The sequence below is a fragment of the Paenibacillus sp. sgz302191 genome, assembly GCF_057749925.1.
The window spans coordinates 377,057-395,539 of the sequence record NZ_JBYLHY010000001.1 but is presented as its reverse complement, the minus strand read 5'-3'; the positions used below and the strand labels follow the sequence as shown (position 1 = coordinate 395,539).

The window sequence follows — 18,483 nt, the reverse complement described above, 5'->3', positions numbered from 1 at the left end:
GATTAAATCATCAATACAGTCTTATATTAGTTTATATGTTGTTAATTCCTTCAAAAGCTATTTTGATGAGGCCAGTACTGCCAAATGACCAGCCTCATTTTTTCCTCCAAGTTTTTTAGTACCTTTCCGCCGCGACCATCATTATACAGAAACAGATTAGGACCTATTTGCTTTAATCCTCTAACAAAGTAATCAGGTGCGTGTGGAAAAGAAGTATCTACACAATACAGCACAAGATATCCTTTTGAAGCGAGTGCTTTTGCTATTTGTTGAGGGCGTTGAAACATGTTCCCCACGGGCATGTCGGAAGTGGAAAAACAAAAACAATTTCTTTATCCGTTTGTTTATAATAATTCAGTAGTAATTCCGATATTGTCTTTTCTTTTGGAAATCGAATTAGGAAAAGACAATATCGATGAATAATTTTACGAAATATAATTATACATTTTTCAATATACTTATTAATCATGTCTAAAGATAATTCCTTTTTTCATATTGATCAATATATTCTTCTAAAGAAATACCTTCTTGAACTTCATGATGTACTTGTTCATGAATAAGTACTATATTTGCCTTAGCATAGAGTTCCCCAAGTAAGACCCAAGATATTTTTGTTCGAAATCTTTATGAGCTAGTGCAAATACTACTTTTCTTTGATTCAATAACTCTTTTAGAATATGATGAAACGCCTTTAAACGAACCATTAAATAGACTCCCTCTAAAAAAAATAGTCTGAAACAAGCTAAACACCATTTGGAAACCCTCACCCAGTATGCTAAAATAAAACTCGAACTTTAGCGAAGAAGGAGACTATTTTCTCATGAGTGCAAGCAAGAATACGTACGCGGCTGCGAGAGCGAAGGCCAACGGGACGGCGACAGAGAAGAGCTCGATCATTTTTTGGCTTTTGACCGTCTTTGTAGGCCTGTTTTTGTTCTGGGCGCCATTTCAGCGAGGGCTTTTTAACGGCGGGACCTACGATTTTGAACGATCGATTTATTCGGCTTCGGTCTGGTCGTCTATCATTTTGCTCTTGGTTGCGATCTATGCTTTTTTTATGTACAAGCTCAATGATCAAAAAGATGTATTAACCATTCTCGTCTTGCTAATGCCGCTTACGTATGTGATCTCTTTGTCGAATGCTGCGTCGCATTACTTGGCAACGAACATGGTCTACATCCAGATGCTGTATGCCACCTTCTTCATCTTAGGCGTTTTTTTGACAAAAAACAAGCTTGGCACAACCATTACTTCGACGATCTTCATGGTTTCCAGTTATGTCATCGTTATTTTCGGACTTTTGTACTGGCTGGGCAACGGAAATTTTGCCGGTCATTTGGTCGGATGGTTTGCACTGATGCAGTCAAACGCTCCTTTGGTCTATAAAGATGCGGTGATGACCGATTCGAACGGTCTGCGTCTTACCTCTGTTTTCCAGTATGCAAATACGTATGCGGCTTTTCTGATTGCTTTTATACTTGGCGGGATTTTTTATATTTTAAAGTCTCGTAAATGGTATGGGATTTTGCCTCACGCTTTATTGATGGTTCCCATGATTGTATCTTTTTGGCTGACTTTGTCCCGCGGCGCTTTGGTGGTGCTGCCGGTTATTTTCTTGGTCATGATGTTCTTCTTGTCGTTCAGCAGGCAAATTTTGTCTTTGATCCACCTTGTACTGGGCTTCGCGGCTTCTCTGGTGATTTTGCAAAAGATCACGACGATCGGAACGGAGTTGCAAACGAAGCCGACTGCGTCTTTATCGTGGAGCGGCTGGTCGACTCTGCTGCTGGCCTCGGCCATTTATGCGGCTCTCGCTATCGCTATCCAGCTCTTTTTGGCGCCATGGTTGAATCGCGTTTCCGAGCGTTTGGCTCAAAAGAAGTTCGTTAATTTTATTTTGCCGGTTGCAGCGATTATTGTCGGCATTCTCGGGGCTGTGCTTTTGTTCGGGGATACCGGTTTGAAAAACGTGCTGCCGGATAACGTGAAGACGCGTCTGGAAAATATCAACTTTCAACAGCACTCGGTTTTGGAGCGCGGCACTTTCTACAAAGATGCCGTAAAGCTGTGGAAGGATTACCCGATTATCGGGGCCGGCGGCGGAGCGTGGGCTTCCCTTTATGAAAAGTATCAGAACAACCCTTATACGAGCCGACAGGCGCATAACTTTGCCTTGCAATATTTGGTAGAAGCCGGTGCTCTTGGGTTTTTGGCGTTTATCGCGTTTGTTGCTGCTGTGCTATTTTTCTATATTCGAAGTTATATAAAAAGCTCTGAAGAGAACAAGGATCTGCACTTCATCTTTTTCATTATTGCAATCTCGTTGTTGATTCACAGTATGATTGACTTTGATTTGAGTTATGTCTATTTGGGGGGAATTTTGTTTCTGGCTCTCGGGGCTATGCTTGCCGGCAGCGCTGGGGCGCCTATGCGGATCAAGTCGGAGTCTCTGGCATTGAAAAAAGCATTTCCCGCGCTTTTGACGGTGTTGTCCATCGTCATGTTCTACATCTCTGCGCAGCTGCTTTCGGCAAACAGTTCTTATTTAAAAGCAATGGATGTTATCAAGAACAACAACAATTTTAACGATATCGTAGCGCCGTTGGATAAAGCGATCAGCCTGCACCCCGGGCATCCTGACTATATTTTGAGCGGCTATATTAGCCGGATCGGGATTACGCTGCAGGTGTATAACCAAATGAAAGCCCAGGATCAAGCCAAAGCCGACGAATTTTTTAATCAGGCGCAGAGCTTGCTTGATGATTTGAAAAAGAAAGAGCCGCACAACCGCATGGTTCCTTTTCAGCAAATTTATATGTACCAAACTAAGGGCAAGCTGCAGGAAGCTCTGGACGTAGCCAGAACCGAGATTGCCAACTACCCTTGGTATATTGATCTCTATGAGAAAATTACTGCTTTAGATGTTGAGATAGCGAATCAGAAGCGGGAAAGCAAAGATTTCCAGGGAACAAACAAATTGTGGGACGAAGTGCTTGCAACTTATAAAACCGTGGTCGATCGCGTCGAATCGTTGAAGAATTTGCCTACAGGGCAGCTGCAGGGCCGCGAATTCGCCGTCACTCCGAGCATGGCTCTGAATGTCGGGCAAGTGTATTATATGCGCGGAGATTATGCAGCAGCGGCTAATACAATAAAGCCATACTTGAGTGACCAGCTCGATGATCAAATAAATAGACTTGCCGCCCGCTGGTATCTCGCCGCGCTGCAAAAACAAGGCTCGAACGATCAAGCTCTTTACGATAAGCTGATCGCCAAAGATGCGAATGAGAAGCAAGTAATCGAGTCCATTAAGGCGGCGAATTTTGAATTGAAATAAGTACAGCCTTTGAAAAGCAGCCGTCCCCACTCTGGGTGACGGCTGTTTGCCGTTTCAGGTTGATTCGATAGGTAGTGTTTGAACTGCTCCTGACCAAGATCTGTGGTATAATCGTAGGAGTATATTTTAGCGGAGGACTTTCGAATCGCCGATTCGTGGGCAGCCCGGGACGGTTATTTTCTCGTGGAAAGGGAGGTAGGGTATGAGTGAGAATATTTTGAATCAAATATTGGAGAAGCTGCAATCTGTAGAGGATGAGCTGCGTACCGTTCGGGACGAGCAGCGCTCGATGAGAAATGAAATGGGTTCAATGAGGAATGAATTGAGCCTCATGCAGAGTGAAATGAGCTCCATACAAAAAGAGCAGCGCTCGATGAGCGAAGAACTGCGTTCCATTAAAGCGGATACTTCGGACATTCCGCTTATTCGCCGGGCTGTGCTTGAAAGCGCCGAGATTTTAAGAAATATCGAGAAGGACAAGGAAGCTTTTGAGCGCAGAGTGGCGTCGGATTTGAACACGCATGAATACAACATCGACATACTGAATCGTGAGCAATTGAAACTTAAAACAGAGATTGAAAAGCTAAAAAATCGTTAATCCCGAAGCGAGCGCGGGAATCCAAAAAAACAAGCCATTCGATGGTTAAACACCGTCAAAGGGCTTGTTTTTGCATTTATATTTCTGCTCTTCGGCAAGACTACTGTGTTCTTACTTTACAGACCTATTCACAGCCTCGTAAAACCGCCTCCAGGCAGCCGACATGCCCTGCAGCTCTTCCGTCTGTACTGCCGCCTCTTTAGCGGCTTTTTTGCTTCTCCGCGGCTTTGCCGGCAAGCTATCCGCTTCGCCGGTCCCGCCGGTATCGGCAGTTTCGGCGGGCGGGCGGCCTCTTCTTTTCTCGCTCATCTTCATCGGCCTCACTTCTCGATCCATTCTTTTCGCAGGGCGAACAATTCTCGCAGTTCGCCTGTCGACATTTCGGTGATCCAGTTTTCGCCGCTTCCTACGATCTGCTGGCTCAAGCCCTGCTTACGCTCGATCATTTCGTCGATGCGCTCTTCCAACGTGCCTAAGGTGACAAATTTGTGCACCTGAACGTCGCGGGTCTGGCCGATGCGGAAGGCGCGATCGGTGGCCTGATTTTCGACGGCAGGGTTCCACCAGCGGTCGAAGTGAAACACATGGTTCGCCGCGGTCAGATTCAGACCGGTGCCCCCCGCTTTCAGCGAGAGGACAAAGATGCCGCATTGCTCGCTTGGCGGCAAGGAACGATCCTGAAAGCGAGCGATCATCTGATCGCGCTTGAGCTTGCTGAGTCCGCCGTGTAAAAATTGGACGGGCTCTTGGCGTTCCCTTTCGATGACGGCTTGCAAAATGTTGCCCATCTCTACGAATTGGGTGAATATCAGGCAGTTTTCGCCCTCCGCCCGAAGCTCGTCAATCATTTCGAGCAAGCGCTCCACCTTGTGCGAGCGGTCTAATGAGGGCACAGCGCCCGTTTCTTTGAGGAATAAGGACGGGTGATTGCAAACTTGCTTCAGTTTGACAAGCGAAGCCAGAATCAGGCCTTTTTTCTCCATCCCGGTTAACGTATCGATGTTGTCCAGCATGTTTCGGACGATGTTTTCGTACAGAGCCCCCTGTTCCGGAGTTAGAGATACGTAGGTTTTGGACTCGTATTTGTCCGGCAAATCAAGCTGAATAGCCGGATCCTTTTTTAACCTGCGCAGCAAAAAGGGGCGAATAAGCCGCTGTACTTGGGCGGTCAGCGCGGCGTCTCCGTTTTTTTCAATCGGATTAACGTATTTGTGATTGAACTGCCCCAAACTGCCCAAGTATCCAGGGTTTATAAAATCAAATATGGACCACAGCTCGGTCAACCGGTTCTCAATCGGCGTTCCCGTCAGGGCGATGCGCTGTCTTGCATTCAAGCGGCGGATCGCCGAGGCTTGCTTGGTATAGGCGTTCTTGATGTTTTGCGCCTCGTCCAGACAGAGAGCGTTCCACTCAAGGGACGACAGTTCCTCCTCGTCCAGATGTGAGAGATTGTACGATGTCAACACAAGATCGGCGTCCCGGACAGCCTCTGCAAATTGCTCGCCTCTGGCGCGTTGCGAGCCGTAATGCAGATGAATTCGCAGGGAAGGAGCGAACCTTTCCAATTCCTTTTGCCAGTTGCCCAGTACGGAGGTCGGACAGATGAGCAGTGAGGGCGCAAGCGTGAGTCCTATAGCTTTAGCCTCTTCTCCTCGCACATGCAGCAGGTAGGCGATGAATTGAATCGTTTTGCCCAGTCCCATATCGTCGGCCAGACAGCCTCCCAGACCGATCTTGCGCAGGAACGCGAGCCATGATACCCCTTCCTGCTGATAATGCCGCAGATGCGCTTCTAATCCTTCCACTTGCTCTATAAGAGGAATGCTTTGGGTTTGATTCAGCTGTTTCATCAGATTGCGCAGGTTATTGTTCAGCTCTACCTTAATGGGCATCGCCTCCGCGGCGTCAAGCGCGGCATCTCCTGACGGTGGCTCGTCCCCTTCGGCCAGATGCATTTGCAGCACATCGCGGAACGTAAGTCCTTTCTTTTTTTCCACTTGTTTCATGGCAGCCATGATCTTTGCCAAAAATGACGGGTCGAGCTGCACCCAATTGCCGCGAATGTACATGAGCCGCTTTTTCTGCTCAGCCATCAGCAGGAACTCTTCTTCCGTTAAATCTACTCTCCCGACCGCGACTCGCCAATTGAATTGCACGAGCTGATCCATGCCGAACATGGAGTTTCGCGACGAACCTACAGAAGATTGCAGCTTCGCTTTCAACTGCGGTCTTAACAGCTTCAGTTCTTCCCACCACGAAGGCAAAAGCACGGAAACCCCGGCCTGCAGCAAGCTCAGGCTCGTCTCGTTCATAAACGTCCATGCTTCGTCATCCGTAACATATTCCATCAATTGCCCGCTATTTGCCAAACCGGGAGCAATCCTCACAAATTTATCTGCAGCTTCGCTGACGCGCTGCTCAATCGCGCCCCCCCACGCTTCAGGTATATGTCCCGACAAATGCTTCCCGCTTACGTCAAATTCGGCAAATTGCCCCGGATCGCGGCGATCCTGAACAATAAGCTGCAATCGCCAGCCGTCATCCAATTCCAATTCACCGGGCTCCAACAGCTGCAAGCAGATGCGAAAAGGCGCTTCATCCTGCTTCCAGCCTATGGCCGCCAGCCAGTCCTCTTCCTGCATCCAAGTCAAAGCTTCCACGCTTTCGCTATCTACTGCCGGGCCCAGACGCAGCAGTTCGTTCTCGCTTACAACTTCGTTCCACGCGGCAGCGATTTCAGGCTCCTCGCGCAGCAGTTCCTGGACGATTTCATCGAACCAACGATCCGGCATAGCGATATTCGAGCGTTCGCCTTGCTGCAGCAGCTCCCGATAGGAGGCTTCCTGTTCTTCCGGCAGCGCAAGCTCCCAGCCGAATTCTCCGGCCCGCCAACGGCTGAACGAAGGCCGGAACCAGCCATGGCCAAGCGCCTCCTTATAGATTGCCGCCGCCCGCTTCAAGAACTGCAGTTCCCCGCTCCATTCAAGCTCACTATGCAGCAGCGCAGGCGAAGGGGCAGCCAGATAATCCATAGCTGTTAAAGGGGATAAGTCAAGCCCGGGGGTACCATCCTCCGCTTCAGTGGATTCAACCCGCGTCCCATAGAAGGATCGCTCATGCCAGGCGAAAAGCAGCCTTCTAAGCCAATCAGACTCAACAAGATAGTTCGAGTTAGTACCTTTAAGCACCAGATTACCTGAACTTAACCATTCAGACGACACAAATATCGGTTCCAAACCAATCATGAGATCAGCTTTCCTTTCCTCAGTTCTTCCTGGAAAGCGCGGTAGCGCACATACTCCTTGCTGAGCTGCCCGATGTACCGCTCCCATGTCAGCGGCTCCTTCAGCTTTTTATAAAACTGCGCCAGTTTTTTGAGCAGCTTGACAGCGAGCTTGTAAGAATCCCTGCTTTTTTCCTGTACAAACTGCTCCACGGCACGATGATAAAGCGGCAGCAGCAGACGCACATTTTCTTTTTCAATTTCCTTCAAGTAAGCGGTGCCCAACTGGAAAGGGGTCAATTCCATCAATAAGCACAGATCCACCCATTGCCGATACTCCCTGTCCCCCAGCAGCTGCGCCGAATACCATGGGTAGCTCCCCGGAAGCAACGCAATCATAGCCTGTCTGACCTGTGTTTTCAGCTCCCGATGCTTGGCGGCCTCTTTCCAAAGATTGAAATAGTAGACCAGCTGCTCTCGACTGGGTGATTTGAGCAGCGGCAGCAGTTCCTGGAGCCAGTTCGCAAGTCTGTCCCACTGCTCCACTTGCACAAATGTATGGAAATAACCGAAAACTTCTGCCGGCTCAAAACGTTCCACTTCCCCGGAGAATAGCCGCCAGGCTTCCTCATCCCGTCCCGCAATCGCCTCAAAATGGGCAAGCGCCATGATGGCCGCATCCTTCGTATCGGCCGGCAGCGACGAATCAGCCGCCACAAGCCGCAATCTTTGCTGCTCCTTGCTCATTAGGCTCTCTTCGTTCAGAAGATTCCACCACAGCAACCGATAAGCTTCTGTCATGTCCATCTTCTCCTGTCGATAACCTTTCAAGGCATGCTCCGCCAAAAAGTCGCACGTTTCCGCCAAGTGAAGCGGATATTTGGCTCTCGCATCCTCAGAATTCAAGTCGGCCAAAGCCTGGTACAGTTTTTCCATACAGTCTTTGGAGATCGCACTTGAATAATTGCTCATTTCCTGATAAGAGTAATATCCTCTCGCCAATTGCTGATACTTGCTTTCGCACAGCTTCATCAGAAAAAGCTGCACATGAATCCGGTATATGCCCCGAATGGTCGTATTCCAATGCTCGGCAATCGGATACAGCTTGTTGAACGCCTTTTTGTATAATTCATCCACATAATAAACGTTATAAGCGGTAGTGCCTTCGAATTGTTTCTCGAAATATTGGTGCCACTTAACCGTTGATTCGGACTCCCGGGGCGTTGTGGGGACTTGGCTCATCTCCTGAGCTTTTGGACGAGCTGTCCGCGTTTCGAAAGAACTAACGATCGGATCGCCAAACAAGTCCCTTTGCACAGGTTTCCGCAAATCCTTGGGATTATAGCCGAGTTCATCGAAGATTTCAAAAAGCACAGCTGCCATATGCTTGCAATACCCGCCGTAAGGACAGCTGCAACTGCTGTTGTGAAAAGATTCCAAATTGATGGTTACGGTGTATGAAAATGAGCCTCTTACTTTGGCTTTTGCCAATTTGAGGCCTTCCATTTGCATCTGCCTGACCGCCCGGTTCTCGTAGTAGTGCCAGCCCCTGTTCAATATGGTACTGCTGAAATAAGACCGGTACGTGTTGATTATTTTAACGATAACTGTATCTGCTTCTTCCATCCGTACTGCCCCTCTAATGATTGGTCTATCCCTTAAGTATACAGAAATTGATCTATGATTGAAATAAAGGGGCATCATTTTCAAAATAGCAGCAAGCAGCAAGCGTTGTCTCCTTGAGGAGCGCATCGCCCTGCTGCTTGCCGGCTTACAGTATTTTTTTCCGAAATTAAAATCCTTCTCTAAATGCGTGGTGGTGTGGATGAACTCCACAAAACTCGTCTCTTTCCGAACAAGTATATACGTGCTCGTAAACCGGAATACAATAATGTCTGTTTACGACCTCGATCGGATGAACGACTTGAACGCGCTGCGGATGATAAAAATCTCTAACGACTCTTTGCGGATCTGTCATTATAGGATCGGCAGGCGGACATTGAACATGTCTTTGAGGTTGGTAAGCCATGAATCAGGTCATCTCCTTTTATTGGGTATACGTTACTATACGATTATCCCCTAGACAAGGCGTGTGCACTTGCCTACATTGGGGAAAAAACCGCAAGGGATGTTTGCACGTTTGGCAATCCGCTGCTCAGGGTACTAAAGCAGTATTACATGGATGCAACGTCTCCTGCAACGTACACACGATACCACAAATTGCCGACTGTCCCCGCACTAGCCGTCCCGGGCAGGACCGCTAGCGACGGTATCTCCATCGCAATCACCGCGGCAATCGTCCGCCTGCTTAAAATGCATTTATGATCCGTTCCATCATGTCTTATTCCCGCTCCCATCCCAAATAATTCTATGACTTTTCAATACTCGCAGCTATTAAAAATTGGGCTATATAGTAGGTGATCATCACCCCGTATGCGGCCCATTGAACCGGCGTGACAAACATATTCCAGGCAAGCAGCGAATCCGACAGGAAAAACAACACTCCGCCTGTTGCGGCAAGCCGGCTTTTGCTCATGACAGCGCTCCATATCATGACGGAAATCACGATGACATATAGCAGAATGGGACCCCATAATCCGCTTTTCCCGCCTGTAAGCATGCCTGCATGAAGTCCCCGCAAAAGAAAAAAGGAATAAATCGCAATCGGAATCAGAGAAAGCGCACGCAGGAGAGAAAATCGCCAACGTGTCAAGAAAGCGCCGGTATAGACAAGATGAGCGATGAGAAAAGCAAGTACTCCCAACGTGAACCATTGATTGCCTGATAATAATAAAAAACTGTCGCCAATAGCGGAGAGGAATAATCCGGCAATGATGAAACGCTTATAGGACTTGGCAGCGTCGCGACAGGTTGCAGCAAGTAAAATTATGAGAATGATCGTTCCCGGCTTTAAAATCCAGCGTGCGGTCATATTGCCGTCTGCAATTGCAAAAAGGTAACCGATGCCCGAACAAATAACAGCCGCCAATAAAAGCTTTCGAAACATATCTTCACCTCCAAAATGGTTATTTTTGAATGCTTTTTCCGCCTACAGGCAGCTCTTCCCGAGCAGTATAGTTCAAAACGACCGATTTCACATATACCAAATGGTATAGATCCGGAAATTTACTCGTGATCAAGAGGAAATTCACACATATTGTCGAATTTTATTTTGTAATTTTTTATTAGGATCCATCATGTGCATCAAAGGAAGTGTAGCCTTGTCAAAGCATTCCAGAACTCTCCGGGTATCGGATGAATTATATGGCAGAGAGGACGATCTGGCCGTTTTGCAGGAAGCTTTTCGGTGGGCTTCTGTCGGATCTACGGAATTGGTCCTGATATCCGGTCAACCCGGTGTCGGTAAATCGGCTCTCGTCCAGAATGCCTTCAAACCCGAGGTAATTGGCAGATGCTATTTTGCCTCCGGAAAATTCGACCAATACAATGCAGGCGGCCCTTACGAGCCTTTTATAAAATGCTTTCAAATTATAATCAGACAGCTGCTGACCAAGCCTGAACCCCATTTGCAAAAATGGACTGAACGGGTAAAGGAGGCGGTTGGGCCGAACGGCTCCATAATAACGGACGTCATTCCGGAAGCCGAATTGCTTCTCGGACGGTTTCCTCCCAGCGAGGATGTTCCGAGTTTGGAATCCCGGAATCGGTTTGAATGGGTGTTCCGCCGGTTCGTGCAAGTTTTCACTGGCAGGGATCATCCGCTTGTTTTATTTTTTGACGATGTGCAGTGGGCGGATGAAGCTTCGCTTCGATTGCTGCATTCATTGATTGTCGACCCTGAAAGCCAGCATCTGCTCGTCATTGCCGCATACCGGAGTCAAGTACGGAACGCGAACATGAATTTACTCGAAGAATGGCTGCAGGGAGAACATCCTGGATATTCAGTTCGCCAGCTTTCGTTGAAGCCGCTTGAGCTCTCGCATATTCAAACCATGGTGTCGGATTCGCTGCAGTGCGACCCTGACGAATGCTTTCAAGCCGCTCATACGCTATATGTAAAATCCGTCGGCAATCCGCTTTATTTGAAACAGTTGCTGCAATCGGCTTACGACGAACAATGCATTCGTCCCAGCCCATTAAGCGGTAGTTGGGAATGGAACATGCAAGTTCTGAACCAATTCCCGGAAATCGACGGCCAACTCGACTATCTTGTCGAGCGCATCAACAAAATTCCTTTTCAAACCAGAGAATTACTGATGATTGGTGCTTGTCTAGGCGGCAAGTTCAACATCCGGGTATTGCATGCCGTTAGTGGGAACAACGAGGATGAGTTGGTCCATATTTTATCGTCCGCCGTGAATGAAGGACTTTTGAGCATTTTTGAAGAGCCTGAGGCTATCAGGCAGTATCAATTTACTCACGACCGGATTCAGCAGGCGGTTTATTCGCTGTTGAACAGTCGGCGGCGGATGGAAATTCATTTGTCGGCAGGCCGGGTTTTGCTTGAATTCGACAATTCCAACGAAAAAGAACAAGCTTTGTTCGATATCGTGAACCATTTTAATCAAGCGTTGGATTTGCTGTCCGCAGAGGAGCTGGAATTGACAGCCCGGCTGAATGAGCAAGCGGGAAGGAAAGCGATGCAATCCTCCGCCTACTCGACAGCGCTGCAATACTTCGAAACTGGGATCGAATGTCTTCCGAACGATTTTTGGGAGGGCCATTTTGAATTCACGTTTCAGCTTTATTTAAAGTGTTCCGAGTGCGATTATTTGTGTGCGCATTATGGGCGGGCTGAGGCCAGATTGAACGATGTGCTGAAGCGGGCAAGAACGTGGGCTGAGCGAGCCCAGGTGTATATTTTAAAAATCGGACAGTACAGCAATACGGGAAAATATTCGCAGGCTATCGAATTGGGGCTGCAAGCCCTTCGGGAAGTCGGGATCCGCATATCAGAGCGGCCGCATAAGCTCGTGATTATTAAAGAAATGCTTTTAACGAAGCGGCTGTTGGACAAAAGGATGAACGAACTCCTCTCGCTACCGGAGATTGACAACCTTCAAATCAAAGTCATGATGGAACTGCTAGTTTCGCTTGTAGCGCCGACCTTCTTTTCTAATCGGGAAGTGTTCGCCGTCATTGCTTCGAAATTCATCCGGCTGGCTTACAAGTACGGTTCTTGCCCCGTGGCGCCAAGCTTGTATGCTTCTTTCGGCATGTTGCTAGGCACCGTGCTCGACCAGTACCCTATGGCGTATCAATTGGGGAAAATCGCACTTGATCTGGCCGATCAATCCGCCATTGCTTCTGTGAGATGCAAGGTGCATGTGATGTTTTACGGTGTAATTTCCCCGTGGGTGCGATATGATCGGGATGATGAAGCCAAGCTGGAGCAAGCTGCAAAGCTTGGTTTGGAAGCGGGCGATTACGTGTACGCCAGTTATGCGGTCGGAAGTCTTATTAATTTGTCTTATGTCAGAGATTCTATGGATCATATGCTGAGAGTCAACCGCAAAAATTTGCAGGTGATCGAGCACACCAAGGAGGATCTCGTTTTTAAAAATGCATTAGTGTACATGGATATGGCGAAAAAACTGCAATCCCCCCATGGAGATGCGTTCCACCTCACTGACGGCCGTGCAAGCGAAGCAAATTTCCTGGATGACGTGATGAAAGACGAGAGCCGAGCCGTAACACTCTATCAGCTATACACCTACAAAGCACAAATTTATTATTTGTTCGGACGCTACCGGGAAGCGGTCGGCTTTGCGGAACAAGCCAATCCGTATGAGCTCCTTTCTGTCCATGCCCCTCATTTGCCGGAGCATCATTTGTATGAAGCGCTATCTATTATAGCTGCCTGGGACGAACTTCCCGTCGACGAAAGAGCCGAGTGTTCAAAAAGATTGAAACGGCGGTATCGCCAGTTCAAAGCTTGGGACCGGATGTCGCCGGAAAACTTCAGGCATAAGTTTTTGCTGCTCCAGGCGGAACTCGCCCGGTTCAAAGGTTTGGAAAAGGAGATTATCGAGCTTTACGATCGCTCCATCCTTTTTGCACGCGAGCGCAATTACCTCCAGTATCAGGCAGTGGCTTGTGAACAAGCGGCGAAATATCATCTGCAAAAGGGCAGAGAGAGAGTTGCGGTCGGATATTTGAAAGAGGCTTATGAGGCGTATGGATTGTGGGGCGCGGAGTCCAAGCGGAGCAAAATGCGGACTGAGTATCCGGGGTGGCTGGATGAACCGCCAAGCGGTAATGCGTTGGCCGCTGCCGCAAAAGCCGCGGATGAAAGCTTTGTCTCGCTGCAAACGGACAAATTGGAAGGAATTGCGTCTGGCGCAGGAGAGATTGACCTGGCCGCTATTGTAAAAGCTTCCGCATCCTTGTCGCAAGGCATGGACTTGAAAGATATTCTGAAACAGCTCATGTCGATCATTATGGAAGCTTCCGAAACGGAAAAGGGATGCCTGATCGTTCGCAGAAACGGGGATTTGCGGGTGGAAACGGTATTCGACGCAAACGGGGAATCGGCATGGGAAGCGGAGCTATTGGTTGACAGCAAAGATGTGCCGGTATCCTTAATTCAGTACACCTCCCGGCTTGAGAAACCGGTTCAGCTGATGGATGCCGCGCAGGACGATCTTTTTCGGTCCGATCCATATATAGCCCGGAATCGCTGCAAAACGGTTTGTTGTTTGCCGCTTTTTTCTCAGGAACAATTTTCCGGTGTGTTGTACTTGGAGGATAATCGTGTTCACCGTCTGTTTACGGATGAGCGCATCGAAACGCTCCGCATTTTGGCATCGCAAGCTCTTTTCGTTTGGAAGCTTTCCGACTCCTTCGGCGATGCGTCTATCTCGGCTATCCAGCAGGCCGAAAAGTCTGAAGAGCAGTCCATAGACTCCTTGACCGACCGCGAGCTCGAAGTGCTGAACCTGATGGCGTCGGGAATGACAAATAAAGAAATCGCCTTTCAACTCGGCGTAACGGCAGGTACGGTTAAAGTCCATATCCACAACATCTTCAGCAAATTAAATGTGAACCGCCGCACGAAAGCCATCGCCGAAGCGAAGAAGAAAAAGATATTGGGGTAGGCGAAAAGAGGCTTCTCACAAAGTTCGATTTGAACTCGTGAGAAGCCTCTTTTTTATTAAAGCTGATCAAACGGCGTTTCCGCTCGGCGGAAACTCTTGATGCATAAGGGCTCGAAGCCCTTCTTACATCATGCCGCCCATGCTTTTGGGCGGATTTTTGTATGTGTTCATGTCCGTAATGTCCATTAAATCAATGTTTTCCCTCCCATGAATCCATTGAAATCTAACTCGTATAAATGCCTCTGTGGGGAAACGCGTGGGGAGAATTGAACCAGCGACAGGATTATTGATGTGGTCAAATGTGTGGTCACTTGTAAGCAGTTCAAGTGAGTTTTTATTTCTAACTGATTCTGTGCAAAACATGCTATAATGAGCGAGCACAATAGAAAGGCTGATATGGGCGGTCGGCTAATCTCCCGGAAGGGAGGTGATGCCTGTGGAGGTATTCCAAGCGATTCAGTTGATGTTCCTTTTCGGAATGTTTATTCTTGCGCTACTTACCTACATGAACAAAAAATAGACCGCCCTGGTCAAAGGAAGCGGTCTATTTTTGACGTAACACCTTTTTAAGCCTACCGCCCTTAAAAGCGGCTATTGTGCTGGGGGAGCCGGTTGCAGCCGGCTCCTTTTATATTTTTATTATATGCTTGATGCTTTATACTTGCAACGCGTGTTTTCACGTATATTGTTTGCATCGTATTTTCTTGTGATCGGAGAAACCCGAAATTAGCGATTCTAAGCCCCAAAAAATCCGGACATAAGAATCGGCAGATAGGAATTCGATAGCTGCAATCCTCTGCGACGGCGTTTCGTTCATAAAATCCGTGCCGTTGTAGTCGATTCTTTGCCCGACAAATCGGGCAGCACTCCATAGTTGGAAAGTCATTGGCCCTGCCGAGAGCGGTGTAACGAGGTAATCCGACTAGGAAATCATGGTAGTAGACTATTCAAAAACCTCCGCTGTAATTTGCTAAAAGTTTAGCAAATTACAGCGGCATCAAAATACCGGGAAACTGTTCCAATGTGAAAATGAGCGCCTGTTTCCTGCGGAAACAATGCGCTCATTCACAGCTATGTGACCTTTCCGATTCCAAGCTGTATGCCTTCGGGAAAGACTAGCGATTATCCGAAATTGGAGATCTGCTGTGCGGCCAAATCAATACAAAGATCATTCAGAAGAATTACAATGATGTATTACGGCTCGCACACTTCATTCGGGAAGGAACGGTTTCGGCTTCGCTGGCTATGGGGAAACTCGGATCTTATGCTCGTCAAAACCGTTTAGCAACCTCACTCTGGGAAATGGGACGCTCCGAGACGTGGCAGAGCATCATCTACGACCATTATTAAATTACCTGCTTGTCATAAGCAGACTTAGAATTCGTTCATTAAAGGATTGCAGTCATCGGATTGAATCCTAACGATCGTCCTATCAATGACGGTGACGAAACCAAAATAACCACCGTCAATTTTGGTTCTGAAACGACCGTCAATGAAAGTAGTTAATGACATCTTCGTTTAATCGCTTGCTTTTCCATTAATATTCCAATAACCACCTGATAATTGTTCATCTGTAACTGGGAAAGATGTACCAGCTACAACTTTCCCTTCTGCAAGATGCACATAGACTTCTGTTTTTCCTTTGGCTTTCGTGTTACCACTTTTATAGTTATCTAAAGGATGGTTTGTAACTATAAACTTTTCTACATCCACATTCTTTCCATAAACCTGTTCAGGGTCGTTTCCAGGAAGTTTCCAGTACATTGAATATGGTAATGTTTTGACTAAATCTTTAGTTAGAACGTAATTCGAAACATTCCCTTCATACGATAAAACTTTATAACCTTGATTTTCAATATATGCTTTTGCGGTTTTAGCATTATCAGTAAGTTGCAGTTGCTGGTTTTCAGTGGCTTTACTACACCCTAATATAAACGTAGTTATCATTAAGAAAGTTAACCATAAAGCCATTTTCTTCATAGAAATTCTCCTTTATAGTGTTTTTCTTTTTTCCACCTTTTGTAATCTGAGAAGACCACAAATTCAGTTACATTAAGACAATTTTCTCCATCTTGTTTACTAGAGCGTATTTACCCTAATAACGAAATTAATCTAAAAAAAGTTGCAATTTGGCTACCCTTTAGAATATAAAGTACTGTTATATTACTCAATATCCATATCCTCATTTTTGTATTATCTGACAAAAAAAGGATCAATCTAGTTATGATTTATAAATAAAAACAAAAGCAAAGAACCCCACTAGTTCGAATGCTTTTGTTTCAAGATTGTCTAATATGTAAATCTCTCTTAAATAGATTGCTTACACTTGTACTCTTGCCTGTTATTGAATGTTAAGCTTGTTTTTCCTTATTGAATATATAACTGGGATAAGTGATATTAAGGAAAGAATAAACAAAATAATAGAAATGATGCCCCAATTATTTGAAGCTGATTCAATTGGTAATTTCCCAGAACCCATTTGCTGTACTCCATCTTTATTACTCATGGAATCTTTTCTTTCTTTTACTTTCTTAATAGTATCTTTAAATTCCGATATTGACACTGACTTATTTGTGTTTAACTTTAAATCGCTTTTACTATTTAGATCAATCAAATTTTCTCCACCTGAATTTTGAACTGCAAGAGCATTTACTCCGTAGCTGTCATCGTCAATAAGTTTAATGGTCTCACCATTTTTCTGATTTTTGTTTGCATCAGAAATATTTTGTTCAAACTTTATATTGTTTTGAATGTGATCAACTTTCCAAGTTCCGTTATCGTTAATCGCATAAACAATTCCATTAGATTTTCCATTTAATTTTATAGGGAATATATATCCAGAAAATGTGAATAATTCATTAGTATTTCCGTTTGATATTTTGTGGAATGGTACTCCATCACCTAATAAAGCATTTTTGAATGATTCATCACCTTGTACACCAAACTCTTTTTTGGCACTATCTATAGAACTGGCATAGTTTTTTAAAAAATCTTGTTCTACTGCAGCTTTTACATTTTTATCTGCAACATCTTTCAGTGATTCAGGATTTTTTGCAAAAATAACACTACTAAAGGTGAATAACCCCAAAATAATAATTAGTGCTGAGACAAAACGAGTTAAATTACTTTTCATTTTTATTTCCCCCCATTTATTTAACATAAAACCCGTAAGAAGTATTAACCCAATTAAAGCTGCTATTGCTTAAAAAACTATCGTACGTTCTAATGTTGTAATTTCCATCAGAGGGATTTATGTAATGAACATCTTTTGTTGAGTTAGATGTATCGTAATAATAACCCCTAATTAATAAAGCATGACCTCCGCCACTTGTCCAAGCGATGATAGCAATATTATTTTCATTCGAATCTAAGTCACTTTGAATTTGAGCAAATGTTCGAGAACTAAGGGATGTCGAAGATGTGACATTATAATGGGCTAATCCTTTTTGAATATCGTAAACAGTGCCTGTCTCATTTACCACAGAGCCCTTAACAAATTTAACAATATCACTTTGTGTAGAGTTGGCACCAAGGTATTTTGCTGCCATATTTGAAGTGGCCGCCCAGCACCAATTAGATTTTTCTTGTATTTCCGAAATGACATTATGATCGACATAATAAACAGTTGCCAATGCAGTGGAAGCAAATAAAGAGGCGGATATTAAAAGAGAAGGTAAAATCAAAAGATTTTTCTTTTTAAAAAATTTCAATGTATATTCCTACTTTCAATTTAATTTGGTATGAATGCTCGCCAGCAATCAAATTTACGATATTGTTAGACTAAATTCAACATAAGACGGTGTCTAACAAAAACTATTTAACTAGTATCCGGTAAAATATGGGGCACAACTTCCGAATCCCCCCCTTAAATGGGCATATTTATTTTTTATAAGATGCCCTTACAAGATTTACGGTTGGCCAACCCTGATATAAATATTAGGGGATTTTGTAAAAAAATGAAATAATACATGTGTATTATTCTTGGATAGGGATTTGGTGAACGAATCAAAATATACAAAAAAATCAAAATGAATCCAAAAGTCTCTGAATAGGGAAGTGTGCAGCGACACAAATGTAGTCTCTTTCAATTTGTTAAAAATAAAAGAATTTCCTCTAAAACGGACTATATTTGTGTCGCTGGACAGGAAGATCAGTAGCATAATGTGGTCCGTAAACTTTTTGGTTAAAGTTTAATCCCAATTTTCTAACAGTATCCGCGGATAACAAACTTCATAGAACGATTAAATGAAATGCATGTTGATCGGCA

General features: G+C 45.5%; 11 protein-coding genes and 1 pseudogene. 5 read left to right on the top strand and 7 right to left on the bottom strand.

All coding sequences use genetic code 11. The annotated features are described in order from the left end of the window. Window positions 1–820: 820 nt before the first annotated feature. Window positions 821–3,337: an O-antigen ligase family protein gene (locus AC3G2T_RS01645; protein WP_474683932.1), complete on the top strand. Its 2,517-nt coding sequence runs from the start codon at window positions 821–823 to the stop codon at window positions 3,335–3,337. Window positions 3,338–3,539: 202 nt separating this feature from the next. Continuing rightward, a complete protein-coding gene (locus tag AC3G2T_RS01640) occupies window positions 3,540–3,935 on the top strand; it encodes a hypothetical protein (protein WP_474683931.1) in 396 nt (131 codons plus the stop codon). A gap of 111 nt (window positions 3,936–4,046) precedes the next feature. Here the strand turns inward: AC3G2T_RS01640 and AC3G2T_RS01635 are convergent, their stop codons facing one another. The 4 genes from AC3G2T_RS01635 to AC3G2T_RS01620 form a co-directional block, all read right to left on the bottom strand. After that, window positions 4,047–4,244: a hypothetical protein gene (locus AC3G2T_RS01635; RefSeq protein ID WP_474683930.1), complete on the bottom strand. Its 198-nt coding sequence runs from the start codon at window positions 4,242–4,244 to the stop codon at window positions 4,047–4,049. An 11-nt stretch (window positions 4,245–4,255) separates the two neighbouring features. Next, a complete protein-coding gene (locus AC3G2T_RS01630) occupies window positions 4,256–7,180 on the bottom strand; it encodes a DEAD/DEAH box helicase (RefSeq protein ID WP_488434300.1) in 2,925 nt (974 codons plus the stop codon). Further along, on the bottom strand, window positions 7,177–8,784 hold the full coding sequence (locus AC3G2T_RS01625) for an SWIM zinc finger family protein (RefSeq protein WP_488434299.1): 1,608 nt from the start codon (window positions 8,782–8,784) through the stop codon (window positions 7,177–7,179). The genes AC3G2T_RS01630 and AC3G2T_RS01625 overlap by 4 nt, the downstream gene beginning before the upstream one ends. Before the next feature lie 742 nt (window positions 8,785–9,526). Beyond that, entirely contained in the window at window positions 9,527–10,165 is a 639-nt protein-coding gene (locus AC3G2T_RS01620) for a lysoplasmalogenase (RefSeq protein WP_474683927.1), read from the bottom strand. Window positions 10,166–10,379: 214 nt separating this feature from the next. On the opposite strand from AC3G2T_RS01620, the gene AC3G2T_RS01615 reads away from it, so the two are divergent. The 3 genes and pseudogenes from AC3G2T_RS01615 to AC3G2T_RS01605 form a co-directional block, all read left to right on the top strand. Beyond that, entirely contained in the window at window positions 10,380–14,216 is a 3,837-nt protein-coding gene (locus AC3G2T_RS01615) for a helix-turn-helix transcriptional regulator (protein WP_488434298.1), read from the top strand. Between the two features lie 430 nt (window positions 14,217–14,646). Continuing rightward, the gene (locus tag AC3G2T_RS01610) at window positions 14,647–14,736 is read left to right on the top strand and encodes a putative holin-like toxin (RefSeq protein WP_474680704.1); all 90 of its coding nucleotides are present in this window, start codon (window positions 14,647–14,649) and stop codon (window positions 14,734–14,736) included. Window positions 14,737–15,293: 557 nt separating this feature from the next. Then, window positions 15,294–15,533: pseudogene (locus AC3G2T_RS01605) on the top strand (Tn3 family transposase); the annotation flags it as partial. 201 nt (window positions 15,534–15,734) lie between these two features. Here AC3G2T_RS01605 and AC3G2T_RS01600 read toward each other — a convergent pair. The 3 genes from AC3G2T_RS01600 to AC3G2T_RS01590 form a co-directional block, all read right to left on the bottom strand. Next, a complete protein-coding gene (locus AC3G2T_RS01600) occupies window positions 15,735–16,196 on the bottom strand; it encodes a hypothetical protein (protein ID WP_488434297.1) in 462 nt (153 codons plus the stop codon). A 361-nt stretch (window positions 16,197–16,557) separates the two neighbouring features. Continuing rightward, window positions 16,558–17,349: a hypothetical protein gene (locus tag AC3G2T_RS01595; protein ID WP_488434296.1), complete on the bottom strand. Its 792-nt coding sequence runs from the start codon at window positions 17,347–17,349 to the stop codon at window positions 16,558–16,560. Between the two features lie 16 nt (window positions 17,350–17,365). Further along, entirely contained in the window at window positions 17,366–17,926 is a 561-nt protein-coding gene (locus AC3G2T_RS01590) for a C39 family peptidase (protein ID WP_488434295.1), read from the bottom strand. Window positions 17,927–18,483: the final 557 nt, after the last annotated feature.